This window comes from Streptomyces sp. PA03-1a, from assembly GCF_033792805.1.
Taxonomy (GTDB): Bacteria; Actinomycetota; Actinomycetes; order Streptomycetales; family Streptomycetaceae; genus Actinacidiphila.
Window position 1 is genome coordinate 1 of sequence record NZ_JARAVO010000274.1, and the last position, 12,001, is coordinate 12,001.

Sequence of the window (12,001 nt, forward strand, 5' to 3'; positions counted from 1 at the left end):
GTACACCACCGACCCCGAGGTCTACCGGGAGCTCGTCGGCCGCGCCGGTGGCCCGGCCGACGAGCTCCCGGTAGACCTCGGGGTCGGTGGTGTACTCACCGAGCCGGACGGTCTTGCGGGTGCCGTGGTAGTCGCTGGACCCGGTGGGGAGCAGTCCAAGCTCCGCGGCGAGGGCGCGCAGGTGGGCACGGGCCGGCTCGTCGTGGTCCATGTGGTCCACCTCGATGCCGTCGAGCCCGGCCGCGGCCAGGTCGTGGATGACGCCCTCGGGCACGCAGGTGCCGCGCTTGACGGCGGCGGGATGGGCGAAGACCGTCACCCCGCCCGCGTTCTTGACGAGCCGGATCGCCTCGAAGGGGTCGAGTTCGTGCTTCTCGACGTAGGCGCGCCCGCCCGGCCCTATCCACTCGGGCGTGAACGCCTCGGCGATGCTGTCCACCAGTCCCGCCTCGATCAGCGCCTGGGCGATGTGCGGCCGGCCCACGGCACCGTCGCCGGCGATCTCGGCGACGCGGTCCCAGGTCACCGGCACCCCGTGCTCGCGGAGCCGGGCGACCATGGCCATGGCGCGGGGCACCCGGTCGTCGCGCACGAGCTCGCGCTCCCGGTGGAGCTCCGGTTCCTGCGGGTCGAAGAGGTAGGCGAGCATGTGCAGGCCCACCCCGTCGATGCGGCAGGAGAGTTCGGCCCCGGTGACCAGGACCGGCGCCGCTGCGCCCGCGGCGTGCAGTTCGGCCAGCGCCTTCTCGGCCTCGGCGTAGCCGCCGACCGTGTCGTGGTCGGTCAGGGCGACGACGTCCAGTCCGGCCGCGGCCGCGGCCCGGACCAGCTGAGCGGGGGTGTCCGTGCCGTCGGAGGCCGTGGAGTGGGTGTGCAGATCGATTCGCACGCAGGTCACTCCAGGCGCTCGGTGCTCGGACGGATTCAGGGGTTGTGATTACCAGGATAACTGCCCGGACAACCTGTGAATCTCAGGAGAGCAGGCGAGGGGAGAGCGCCCCGCACGGTACGAGATCGACTTCGGCGCCGGCCTCGCGCAGATCGGTCAGTATCAGCTCGTCGTACATGAGCAGGCCCGACTCCTCCGGCCACACGACCGCCCAGAGCCAGAGCCCGAACGACTCGCCCGCGAAGACCGCGCGGTCCGGTGGCGTGCCGTTCACATGCCACAGGCCGGTCGGCCTCCCGGCCGCGATCACCTTGGCGGCCGGTGGCTTGCCGATGCACATCGCCGGACCGGGGTCCGGCCCCGGGATCCCGGCGAACCTCGCCCCGAGCCCGACCCCGAGCTCCTCCGCCACCAGCACCATCTCGCCCTGCCCGCCGAGCGGCCCCGGACCCGAGCACGCCACCGCCGTGGCCCGTCCGCCGCTGCGGTCGTCCCCCGCGGACGCGACGCCGGTGAACAGCCAGCCCACCGGCAGCGGCCAGGGCATCCACACCGGGACGCGCGACCGGCTCACGACCACGCCGAGGGCTTCCACGCTCGGTGGCACGACAGGCTGCAACGGATACACGGCGCCGTGCTCGTCGCACTGCCAGGAGTCGGCGAAGAGCCCGGGCGCTCGGACCCGGCCACCGCACTTCGGGCAACTGGGTTCGCCCCTCATAACGCCCCACGGTCCTCCGGCGGCGTGCCCGCGTCAAGGACGATCACCCGTCCGAGTTCGACGCGTGGCGTCGCCGCACGGCACACCTCCCCCGCCGGTCACACCTGTCGCCCGGCGGTGGTCCCTCGGGGACCGCTGAGGGGGCGTCACCGACCGCCGGGGCTCAGTCCGTCAGCGGGACCGCCGCGCGCTGCGGGTCGCGCAGGTCGGTGCCCGCCTGCAGCCAGCGCTCCTGGAGCGCCCCGGCGCCGCGCACCCGCTTCCAGGCGGCCTCGTTCGCCGTCATCGGCAGGAGCGGGAAGAAGCGGACCGGGTCCATCGGGTCGTCGAGTTCCAGGTCCTCCACCAGACCACCGGGCTCGGCGACCAGGACGGCCGAGAACGCCGCCCCGGGCCACAGCGGTTCGCTCACGTCCAGCGAGTTCCCCGGCGCGACGACGACGCCCTCGACCTGGGGGCTGGCGGCCAGTACGGCGAGCGGCCGCAGGACCTTGTCCGTGTCGGCGCCGCGCCCGCCGCGCAGGGTCAGCACGAGCTCCGCGCGCGGGCCGCGCACCGGGTCCGCGACGACGGTGACGGGGTCGTTCATCGGTGCGCGCGACATGCCCAGGGTGACGTACCGCAGCAGCTCACCCTCGCGGAAGCGCAGCACCTCGATCCGTTCGGTGCCCAGGAAGGTGACCGCGGCGCGGGCGTCCGGCTCACCGAAGGCCATGTGCAGCCGCGCCTCAACGAGCCCCAGTACGTCGACCATGAAGTGAGCATAGAGCGCGTATGGAACGTGCAAAGCCGCGGCTTCGCGCAGGAGGCGCCTGATAAGGTGGGCCGTCGGCTACGCCGGTAGAGGCGTGCCATTTTCCCCCAGCGGGGATCGGCCGGAGGAGGTGGGGCTGCAATGGATCCTAGTCGACCGTGCAGTACCGGCAGCTCTTCCGCCCGGCAACCCTCCTGATCCCCCGCGTTCCGTACCCGGTCACCCGGGCGTGAAACCAAAGAACCACGGAACCGACGGGGATTCTCGAATTCTCCACGAGCACGAGCACGAGCGCGTGACGGCGCCGCGTGTCCGCTCGAACGGCCTGCCCGGGTCCGCCCTGCCGCCTCCGGAAGAGCTCCCTGAACTGCGCAGTGATCAACGGTGATCACCCTGCCCTGATCCGCATTTCAGCCCGGCCAGTCCGTGAAGGAGCTTGCCATGTCGATGATCCGCGACCTGCGCGCAGTCGTCCGCCCCGCCCTGCGCAAGAGCAGCACGTCATACGACTACGGCCCGGACCGCTCCCGCACCTCGTCCGCCGTGCCCAGCTCGGTCGTGGACTGCGCCGTCTACCGGGACGGCCGCCGCGGCAGCGACCACATCTCGCCGCGCGAGGCCCTGGAGAAGGTGCGTGGCGGCAACGAGGGCTTCGTCTGGATCGGCCTGCACGAGCCGTCGGAGCGGGAGTTCGCGGAGATCGCCGAGGTGTTCGGACTGCACCCGCTGGCCGTGGAGGACGCCGTCCACGCCCACCAGCGTCCGAAGCTGGAGCGCTACGACGACACGCTCTTCATGGTCTTCAAGACCATCCGCTACGTCGAGCACGCCGAACTCACCGCCACCAGCGAGGTGGTGGAGAGCGGCGAGGTGATGGTCTTCACCGGCCGGCACTTCGTCATCACCGTCCGGCACGGCGGCCACGGCTCGCTGCGCGCCCTGCGGCACCGCCTGGAGGACGACCCCGAGCTGCTCGCCAAGGGCCCCTCCGCCGTGCTGCACGCCATCGCCGACCAGGTCGTGGACGACTACCTGGCGGTCAGCGAGGCCGTGCAGGACGACATCGACGAGGTCGAGATCGACGTCTTCTCCGCCCAGGGCAAGTCCCCGCGGGCCACCGACGCGGGGCGCATCTACCAGCTCAAGCGCGAGGTGCTGGAGTTCAAGCGGGCGGTGTCCCCGCTGCTGCGCCCGATGCAGATGCTCAGCGAGCGGCCGATGCGCGTGGTGGACCCGGAGATCCAGAAGTACTTCCGGGACGTCGCCGACCACGTCGCCCGCGTCCACGAGATGGTGGTCGGCTTCGACGACCTGCTCAACTCCATCCTGCAGGCCAACCTCGCCCAGGCGGCCGTCGCGCAGAACGAGGACATGCGCAAGATCACCTCATGGGCGGCGATCATCGCGGTCCCGACCATGATCTGCGGCGTGTACGGCATGAACTTCGAGCACATGCCGGAACTCCACTGGCGGTACGGCTATCCGATGGTGCTGGTCGCGATCGGCGGGATCTGCCTCGCCATCCACCGCATCCTGCGCCGCAACGGCTGGCTGTAGGCCCGAGCCGGCTAGGCCTTCCTGCGGTCCGCCAGGATCACCAGGGCCAGCCCGGCGAGGATCACCGCGAGCGCCGGGTAGGCCGCCACGGGCGGGGTCTGGCCCAGCCAGACCGCCGCCACCAGGGCGGCGCCCGGCGTCTCCAGCAGGATCGCCGTGGACGTGGTCGACGCCCCGAGCCCGCGCACCACGCGGTTGAGCAGGCTGTGGCCGAGCAGTTGCGCGGCCACGGTCAGGGCGACGAGCTTCGCCCAGGTGCCGCCGTCGTAACCGCCGAGCGCCGAGCCCGAGGCCAGGCAGACGGCCAGCAGGGCCACGGCCGTGGTGGAGTAGCAGACGTAGGTGTACGCGGTCGTGCTGACGGTCCGTCGCACCTCCGCGCCGAGCAGGACGTACCCCGCCGCCGCGATGCCGCCGCCCAGCGCCAGGGCGTCCCCGACCAGGGCGCGCGGTGACAGCGACAGGTCGACGCCGGTCAGCAGGACCACGCCGGCGACCGCCAGCGCGGAGCCCAGCCACACCATCCGCGGCGGCCGGTGGCCGCGCATGAACAGGATCAGGGTGGTCCACACCGGCGTCGTCGTGCCCAGCGCCGTCGAGGACGCGACCGAGGTCATGGTCAGGCTCGGCAGCCACAGCCCGAAGTGCAGCGCCAGCACCAGGCCGGACGCGATCGACAGCCAGAACGCCCGGCGGCCCATCCCCCGCAGTTCCCGCCGGTGCCGCAGCCAGGCGAACGGGCTCAGCACGCCCACGGCCATGGCGTTCCGCCAGAAGGCGATGGCCAGCGCGGGCGCGGCGGTGGCGGCGATCAGCGGCGCGGACAGGGAGACGCCGGCGATGGCGACGGCCAGGAGCGCGAAGTCCAGTGGCGGCTTCCCGTGCGGGGCTGCGCCGGAGTCGGTGTCCGCCTTCGGTACGGCGGGCGTGGTGCTGGCGGACGGCGCGGCGGACACGCGGTGGCTCCTCGGGGCACGGTGGGACGGTGGCCTCCTTAGCGTAAGGCCCGTCCGGGCCCCGAGCTCCTGTCGTCTCACCATGTGTGCGGCACCACGGCGGCGGCCCGCACGGCCCACGCCATAGGCTGGGCGCATGACGGACACCGTGACGCAGCCGCAGCTGGACCAGGCCCTGATCGAGGAGGCCGTGAAGAAGTCCGGTCTGCTTTGGGCCGACGGTCAGGCCCTGTGGCACGCCTGGGTCGACGGTGCCGTGGTGGTCGTCGGCGGCGGCCCCGGCGAGCAGCCGCTGCCCGGGCCCGGACTTACCGACGGCGGCACCGCCACGGTCACCGTCCGCAGCAAGGACAAGGGCGGCCGGCTGGTCGTCTTCCCGGTCCGGGTCACCGAGCTGCGCCCGGACGGCGAGGCGTGGACGGCCGCGGTGGAGGAGCTCAAGGGCAAGCGGCTGAACGCGCCGGACGCGGAGACGATGACCGGACGCTGGGCCCGCGAGTGCCGTGTGCTGCGCCTGGAGCCCGCCGACGAGCCCCTGGAGCGCCCCGGCGCGATGACGGACGCCAGTGGCGCGGCGGCCCCGGTGCCGACGGCCGCGACCACCCGCCACCCGATCCCGGCCGGTCTGCCGAAGCTGCTGCTGCGGCGCCGCAAGAGGGCCTGAGCCCCGGGCCTACTGCGTCACGGCCTTGCCGTAGTCGACGACGTCGTCCTCGTCCGGCGCGCGCAGCGTGAAGTCCTTGCCCCAGTCGGCCATGGTCAGGGTGCCGGCGCCGCCCGCGCGTTCGTAGCGCAGCGGGTACGGCTTGCCCTCCAGGGACACGTCGATCGTGCCGCCGTTGCCGCCGTCCGCGGTGACCGCGATGGTGCGGACGCCGCCGACCGAGCGGTGGTCCCCGACGGCGAGCTCGCCGTGCAGGACGAACAGGCCCTCCAGCAGCACCTCCTTGTCGGTGAAGCCGCTGAACTGGTCGTACGTGGGGTCCCCGGCGGGCACCTTGACGTACTTGTTCTTGAGCTTGGCGCCGACCTGGTCGCCGTAGAAGCCGGCGCCCGCCTTGAGGTAGAGGTCGTCGCCCACCCGCAGCAGTTCGTAGGTGCTGCCGTCGGAGGTGACCTCGCCGAGGCCTCCGTTGCCGCGCAGCCGCATGTCGAGCGCGTAGGTACGCCCCTTGCTGATGACGGTGCCGGACAACCGCACCGTGTCGGCCGCGGCGGCGGCGGTGCGGGCGCGCTTCTCGATGGTCCCGGGCGGCAGCTTGCCGACACCGTTGGTCCCCGCGTCCGGATCGCCCGCGCACCCTGTCGCTCCGGCGAACACCAGGACCGCGCCCAGAAGGCTCACGAGGACGGCTGACCTGCGGCCGGGGATCACGTGTTCTCTTCCTCCTGCAGTTGTACGCACCCGTCACACGAGGGCGGCGGCGAAGCGGAGCCGAAGCTACCGCAGCGTACCGCTGGCCGGGTGAACGGCTGTGAACGCGGTGCGAAGCCCCCGTGGAGCATTACCGCGCGCCCGGGGGGCGGGGGCGGCGTTAGCCTGGCGGCATGCCAGCGGGAACCTCCCGGGTCTTCGTCTCGCACCTCTCCGGGGTGCGGGTCTTCGATCCCAACGGCGACCAGGTCGGCCGGGTCCGGGACGTGGTCGTGATGCTGCGGGTCGGGGGCCGGCCGCCGCGTGTGCTGGGCCTGGTGGTGGAGGTCGTCAGCCGGCGCCGGATCTTCCTGCCGATCACGCGGGTGACGGGCGTGGAGTCCGGTCAGGTGATCACCACGGGTGTCGTCAACATGCAGCGCTTCGAACAGCGCCCGACCGAGACCCTGGTCCTCGGCGAGCTGCTTGACCAGCGGGTGACGCTGGTCGAGACCGGCGAGGACGTGACCGTGCTGGACGTGTCCATGGTGCGCCTCGCGGCGCGCCGCGACTGGGAGATCGACAAGGCCTTCGTGCGCCGCGGCAAGGGCGGCCCGCTGCGGCGCAGCGGAGAGACGCTGACCGTGGTGTGGTCCGCGGTCACCGGCTTCGCGCTGGACGAGCACGCGCAGGGCGCGGAGGCGCTGCTCGCCACCTTCGACCAGCTGCGCGCGGCCGACCTGGCGAACGTCCTGCACCACCTGTCGCCCAAGCGCCGCGCCGAGGTCGCCGCGGCCCTCGACGACGACCGCCTCGCCGACGTTCTGGAGGAGCTGCCGGACGACGACCAGGTGGAGATCCTCGGCAAGCTCGAGGAGGAGCGGGCCGCCGACGTGCTGGAGGCGATGGACCCGGACGACGCCGCCGACCTGCTGGCCGAACTGCCGAAGGAGGAGCAGGAGCGGCTGCTGGGACTGATGGAGCCGCACGAGGCGGCCGACATGCGCCGGCTGATGTCGTACGAGGAGCGCACCGCCGGCGGTCTGATGACCACGGAGCCGATCGTGCTGCGCCCCGACGCCACCGTCGCCGACGCCCTGGCGCGGGTCCGCAACCCGGACCTGTCCCCCGCGCTCGCCGCCCAGGTGTACGTCTGCCGGCCGCCGGACGAGACCCCGACCGGCAAGTACCTGGGCACGGTGCACTTCCAGCGGCTGCTGCGCGACCCCCCGTTCACCCTGGTCAGCGCGCTCCTCGACAGCGACCTGCAACCACTGTCGCCGGACACCCCGCTGCCGGCGGTCACCAGCTTCCTCGCGACGTACAACATGGTGTCCGTGCCGGTCGTCGACGACAGCGGATCGCTGCTGGGCGCCGTCACCGTCGACGACGTCCTGGACCACCTGCTGCCGGAGGACTGGCGCGAGACGGAGCTGCACGAGGCGGCGCAGTGAGCGACGAGCGCCCCCGCGTCCGCCTCGACCAGCCGCGGGTACCGCGGATCAGCTTCCTGCCCTCCTACGACCCGGAGGCGTTCGGGCGGCTGTCGGAGAAGATCGCCCGCTTCCTGGGGACCGGGCGGTTCATCGTCTGGATGACGGTGGTGATCATCGCGTGGGTGGCGTGGAACGCGCTGGCGCCCCGCCACCTGCGCTGGGACTCGTACCCGTTCATCTTCCTCACCCTGATGCTGTCGCTTCAGGCCTCCTACGCCGCCCCGCTGATCCTGCTGGCGCAGAACCGGCAGGACGACCGCGACCGGGTCAACCTGGAGCAGGACCGCAAGGCGAACGACCGCAGCATCGCCGACACCGAGTACCTGACCCGCGAGGTGGCCGCGCTGCGGCTCGGCCTGGGAGAGGTCGCCACACGCGACTGGATCCGCTCCGAACTGCAGGAGCTGCTGAAGGACATCGACCAGCGGCAGCGTGCCGAGGCGGAGTGACCGCCGGGGGCGTCCCGCTGCCGTGTGAACCCGCCCACCGGGGGTCCTGCGGGCACGGTGCGGGACGTACCATCGACGCATGGCTACCGAAGCGTACGGCTCCTCCCCTTCGCCCGACGCGGTGCGCGCCGCGCTCGCGACGGTGAACGACCCCGAGATCCACAAGCCGATCACCGACCTCGGCATGGTCAAGTCGGTCGACATCGCGGACGACGGCGCGGTGCGGGTCGGCGTGTACCTGACGGTGTCGGGCTGCCCGCTGCGGGACACCATCACCAACCTGGTGACCACCGCCGTGTCGAAGGTCGCCGGGGTCACCGCGGTGACCGTCGAACTGGACGTGATGAGCGACGAGCAGCGCCGCGAGCTGACCACCTCGCTGCGCGGCGGGCAGGCGGAGCGGGAGATCCCCTTCGCCCAGCCCGGCTCGCTGACCCGGGTGTACGCGGTAGCCTCCGGCAAGGGCGGCGTCGGCAAGTCCTCGGTGACGGTGAACCTGGCCGCCGCGATGGCCGCCGACGGCCTCAAGGTCGGTGTGGTCGACGCCGACATCTACGGCCACAGCGTGCCGCGGATGCTGGGCGCGGACGGCCGTCCGACCCAGGTCGAGAACATGATCATGCCGCCCTCAGCCAACGGTGTGAAGGTCATCTCCATCGGCATGTTCACCCCGGGCAACGCCCCGGTCGTGTGGCGCGGACCGATGCTCCACCGGGCGCTGCAGCAGTTCCTGGCCGACGTGTACTGGGGCGACCTGGACGTGCTGCTGCTCGACCTGCCGCCCGGCACGGGCGACATCGCGATCTCCGTCGCGCAGCTGGTCCCGAACGCCGAGATCCTCGTGGTCACCACGCCCCAGCAGGCGGCGGCCGAGGTCGCCGAGCGGGCGGGCACCATCGCCGTGCAGACCCACCAGAAGATCGTCGGCGTCATCGAGAACATGTCCGGGCTGCCCTGCCCGCACTGCGGCGAGATGGTCGACGTCTTCGGCAGCGGCGGCGGCGAGCGGGTCGCCGAGGGCCTGACCCGCACCACCGGCGCGACCGTGCCGGTGCTCGGCCAGATCCCCATCGACGTGCGGCTGCGCGAGGGCGGCGACGACGGCCGCCCGGTCGTCCTGACCGACCCGCAGTCCCCGGCCGGCTCGGCGCTGCGGGCCATCGCGGGCAAGCTGGGCGGGCGTCAGCGCGGACTGGCCGGCATGTCGCTGGGCATCACGCCGCGCAACAAGTTCTGAACCGGCGGGCCGGCCGCGACCGGCCCGCCGAACGGCTCAGGGGCGCCCTCCCGGTCCGGCAGGCGCCCCTGAGCCATTGCTCACGGCCTCACGGCCGATACGTGGTGATGTCCTTCACCTGGGCCAGGCCGAGGCCGTAGGCGCTCATCCCGCGCCCGAAGGCACCCAGGTGCACCCCGCGCGCCGATCCGGCCATCACCCAGCCGTACTCCGACTCCCGGTAGTGGAACGGCGTGGGGACGCCGTCCACCGGCAGGCTGAGCGCCGACCAGTCGGGGCCCTCGAGGTTGTCCGCGAGGTCCCAGGCGATGGCGGTCTGCTGGTCGAGCCAGTTCTGCCGCAGGTGCCGCTCCATCTGGGTGGGCCAGGTGCAGGTCAGCAGTCCGGAACCCGCCAGCCAGGCCGCCGAGGCGACCGAGGTGGCGTCCAGCACGCCGGTGCCGTCCGAGCTGCGCCGGACCGGGCGGTCGGCGACCGTGACGACCACCACGAAGCGGCGGTGGTCGGGGGTGGGCTCGACCTTGACCGACGGTTCGTCGCCGTGGCCGGTGGAGCCGTGCTCGACCGTGCCGTCGGCGCTCATGCCGACCGGGGCGAGCCAGCGGTCGCCGGTGAACGCCTCGTCCAGTCCGTACCAGGTGAAGTCGGCCTTGAGATAGCCGCCGGTCGTACGATCCGCCGGATCAGCTGTGGTCTCCATACGCGCGGCGCCTCCTCCATAAGGGCAAACAAAGGGAGAATAGCCACTCGCGCTACGTGATCGGGGCAGGCCCCTGCATCAGGTGGCGTCGGAGTCGAACGGCGGGGCCTCGCCGGGCGTCAGGCCGTCGCGCTTGCGCAGCCGGTCCGGGGTGCCCGGGGAGCCCGCGGCGGAACCCGAGCCGCCGCTGTCGCGGCCGTGCACGGCGTCGGTGACCGCCGACATCTCCTCCTTGAAGTCGAATCCGTTGCGGATCTCCTTCAGGCCCAGCTCGTCGTTGTCCAGCAGCTGCTTCCGGACGAAGTTCTTCGGGTGCAGGTCCTCGAATTCGAAGTCCTTGAACTCCGGGCCCAGCTCGCTGCGGATGTCCGCCTTCGCGCTGTCGGAGAACTCCCGCACCTTGCGGACGAACTGCATCACGTCCTTGATGACCTTGGGCAGCTTGTCCGGCCCGAACACGAGCACGGCAAGGATCACGAGCGCGACGACCTCCAGCGCGCCTATGTCTGAAAACACCGTGCAGCTCCTCGTGGTCCTCGGCCGGCGGACGGAATCCGGCGGATCTCACCGTACCTGCCCCAACCGTCCGCACGGGAGTGGGCAGGGTCAACAGTAGGTCGCGCCCCGGTAAATCCCGAATGCGCCGTGCTCAGTTCCCGCTGGCCGAGCCCAGGGTCAGCTCCATGGCGCGCTGCTTGCCGTCCCGCTTCACGGTGAGCTGCAGCGTGTCGCCGGGCCGGTGGGCGCGGATCCGCACGATCAGCTCCTCGCCGTTGTGTACCCGCTTGCCGTCGATGGCGGTGATCACATCACCGGGTTCGATGCCCGCCTTGGCGCCGGGGCCGTTCGGGGTCACCGAGTCCCCCTCGCCCTGGCCCTCGGGGCTGACCTGGGCGCCGTCGCCGGAGTACTGCAGGTTGATGCTGACGCCGATCACCGGGTGGGTGGCCTTGCCGTCGTTGATCAGCTGCTCGGCCACCCGCTTGGCCTGGTTGACCGGGATGGCGAAGCCGAGGCCGATGCTCCCGCCCTGGGTGCTGTTGCCGAAGGGGTCGGAGCCGCTGTCCGCCGAGCGGATGGCGCTGTTGATCCCGATGACCAGGCCCTTGGCGTCCACCAGCGGACCGCCGGAGTTGCCGGGGTTGATCGGGGCGTCGGTCTGGATGGCGTCGACGTAGCTGACGTCGCTGCTGTTGGTCTCCCCGCCCGCGGTGATCGGGCGCTGCGTGGCGCTGATGATGCCGGAGGTGACGGTGCCCTCGAGACCGTACGGGGCGCCGATGGCGACGACCGGGTCGCCGACCTGGGCGGCGTCGGAGTCGCCGAGGGTCAGCGGGTGGAGCCCCTTCACCCCGCTGACCTTGATGACCGCCAGGTCGTAGCCGGTGTCCCGGCCCACGATCGTGGCGGGCTTCACCTGGCCGCCGTTGAAGGTCACCGAGATGGTGCCGCTCTTGGCGACGCTCTCCACCACGTGGTTGTTGGTGAGGATGTGGCCCTCGCCGTCCAGCACGAACCCGGTGCCGGTGCCCTCACCGGCGTCGCCCTTGACGTGGATGTAGACGACGCCGGGCAGGACCTGGGCCGCGATGCCCGCGATGCTGTCCGGGGCGCGGGTGCCGGCCTCCGCGGTGGCCTGCGGCAGGGTGACCTCCGGCGTGCCGCCGCTGTCGTGCACGTAGGCGCCCAGCGCCCCGCCGACGCCTCCGGCGATCAGGGTGACGGCGATCAGGGCGGCCGCCAGCGGGGCGCGCCGGCTCCCCGTGCGCCGGGCGGTCGGCTGCTGCCCCGTGGAGCCGCCCGGGGGCGCCCAGGGGTCGTAGCGGTGCCACTGGCCGACGGACAGCGGTGCCGGGGGTCCGGGCGGCTCCACGGGGCGGCAGCCGAC

Annotated in this window: 13 protein-coding genes; 5 read left to right on the plus strand and 8 right to left on the minus strand. The window is 72.3% G+C overall.

Translation table 11 applies throughout. From position 1 onward, the window contains the following. The 3 genes from PV341_RS39065 to PV341_RS39075 form a co-directional block, all read right to left on the minus strand. Positions 1 to 889, minus strand: an 889-nt coding sequence (locus PV341_RS39065; protein ID WP_500360282.1) for a PHP domain-containing protein, incomplete at its 3' end; no start/stop codon positions are given. Between the two features lie 82 nt (positions 890 to 971). Continuing rightward, the gene (locus PV341_RS39070; RefSeq protein WP_500327976.1) at positions 972 to 1,610 is read right to left on the minus strand and encodes a DUF6758 family protein; all 639 of its coding nucleotides are present in this window, start codon (positions 1,608 to 1,610) and stop codon (positions 972 to 974) included. Positions 1,611 to 1,773: 163 nt separating this feature from the next. Then, positions 1,774 to 2,364: a suppressor of fused domain protein gene (locus PV341_RS39075; RefSeq protein ID WP_500327977.1), complete on the minus strand. Its 591-nt coding sequence runs from the start codon at positions 2,362 to 2,364 to the stop codon at positions 1,774 to 1,776. 441 nt (positions 2,365 to 2,805) lie between these two features. On the opposite strand from PV341_RS39075, the gene PV341_RS39080 reads away from it, so the two are divergent. Beyond that, positions 2,806 to 3,921, plus strand: a complete 1,116-nt coding sequence (locus tag PV341_RS39080; RefSeq protein WP_499513797.1) for a magnesium and cobalt transport protein CorA — start codon at positions 2,806 to 2,808, stop codon at positions 3,919 to 3,921. 11 nt (positions 3,922 to 3,932) lie between these two features. Here PV341_RS39080 and PV341_RS39085 read toward each other — a convergent pair whose 3' ends face one another. Next, positions 3,933 to 4,877, minus strand: coding sequence for a DMT family transporter (locus tag PV341_RS39085; protein ID WP_500327979.1), 945 nt, complete (start codon positions 4,875 to 4,877; stop codon positions 3,933 to 3,935). A gap of 136 nt (positions 4,878 to 5,013) precedes the next feature. On the opposite strand from PV341_RS39085, the gene PV341_RS39090 reads away from it, so the two are divergent. Beyond that, the gene (locus PV341_RS39090; protein WP_500360283.1) at positions 5,014 to 5,541 is read left to right on the plus strand and encodes a hypothetical protein; all 528 of its coding nucleotides are present in this window, start codon (positions 5,014 to 5,016) and stop codon (positions 5,539 to 5,541) included. Positions 5,542 to 5,550: 9 nt separating this feature from the next. Here the strand turns inward: PV341_RS39090 and PV341_RS39095 are convergent, their stop codons facing one another. After that, positions 5,551 to 6,252, minus strand: a complete 702-nt coding sequence (locus PV341_RS39095) for a hypothetical protein (RefSeq protein WP_500360285.1) — start codon at positions 6,250 to 6,252, stop codon at positions 5,551 to 5,553. Positions 6,253 to 6,425: 173 nt separating this feature from the next. Between PV341_RS39095 and PV341_RS39100 the strand changes: the two genes are divergently transcribed. From PV341_RS39100 to PV341_RS39110, 3 genes are all read left to right on the plus strand, one after another. Beyond that, positions 6,426 to 7,685, plus strand: coding sequence for a magnesium transporter MgtE N-terminal domain-containing protein (locus PV341_RS39100; protein ID WP_500327982.1), 1,260 nt, complete (start codon positions 6,426 to 6,428; stop codon positions 7,683 to 7,685). Next, positions 7,649 to 8,176, plus strand: coding sequence for a DUF1003 domain-containing protein (locus PV341_RS39105; protein WP_499516935.1), 528 nt, complete (start codon positions 7,649 to 7,651; stop codon positions 8,174 to 8,176). The genes PV341_RS39100 and PV341_RS39105 overlap by 37 nt, the downstream gene beginning before the upstream one ends. Positions 8,177 to 8,255: 79 nt before the next feature. Then, the gene (locus PV341_RS39110; protein WP_500327984.1) at positions 8,256 to 9,413 is read left to right on the plus strand and encodes an Mrp/NBP35 family ATP-binding protein; all 1,158 of its coding nucleotides are present in this window, start codon (positions 8,256 to 8,258) and stop codon (positions 9,411 to 9,413) included. Positions 9,414 to 9,501: 88 nt separating this feature from the next. On the opposite strand, the gene PV341_RS39115 is transcribed toward PV341_RS39110, so the two are convergent. From PV341_RS39115 to PV341_RS39125, 3 genes are all read right to left on the minus strand, one after another. Beyond that, complete coding sequence (locus tag PV341_RS39115) at positions 9,502 to 10,113, minus strand: hypothetical protein (protein ID WP_499513791.1); 612 nt, start codon at positions 10,111 to 10,113, stop codon at positions 9,502 to 9,504. Positions 10,114 to 10,191: 78 nt separating this feature from the next. After that, positions 10,192 to 10,629, minus strand: a complete 438-nt coding sequence (locus PV341_RS39120; protein WP_500327985.1) for a sec-independent translocase — start codon at positions 10,627 to 10,629, stop codon at positions 10,192 to 10,194. Between the two features lie 133 nt (positions 10,630 to 10,762). Continuing rightward, positions 10,763 to 12,001, minus strand: a 1,239-nt coding sequence (locus PV341_RS39125) for a S1C family serine protease (RefSeq protein WP_500360286.1), incomplete at its 5' end; no start/stop codon positions are given.

Coding starts and splice junctions, on each gene's coding strand:
- PV341_RS39070 (WP_500327976.1), bottom strand. CDS start 1,610: ATGAGGGGCGAACCCAGTTGCCCGAAGTGCGGTGGCCGGGTCCGAGCG.
- PV341_RS39075 (WP_500327977.1), bottom strand. CDS start 2,364: ATGGTCGACGTACTGGGGCTCGTTGAGGCGCGGCTGCACATGGCCTTC.
- PV341_RS39080 (WP_499513797.1), top strand. CDS start 2,806: ATGTCGATGATCCGCGACCTGCGCGCAGTCGTCCGCCCCGCCCTGCGC.
- PV341_RS39090 (WP_500360283.1), top strand. CDS start 5,014: ATGACGGACACCGTGACGCAGCCGCAGCTGGACCAGGCCCTGATCGAG.
- PV341_RS39100 (WP_500327982.1), top strand. CDS start 6,426: ATGCCAGCGGGAACCTCCCGGGTCTTCGTCTCGCACCTCTCCGGGGTG.
- PV341_RS39110 (WP_500327984.1), top strand. CDS start 8,256: ATGGCTACCGAAGCGTACGGCTCCTCCCCTTCGCCCGACGCGGTGCGC.
- PV341_RS39115 (WP_499513791.1), bottom strand. CDS start 10,113: ATGGAGACCACAGCTGATCCGGCGGATCGTACGACCGGCGGCTATCTC.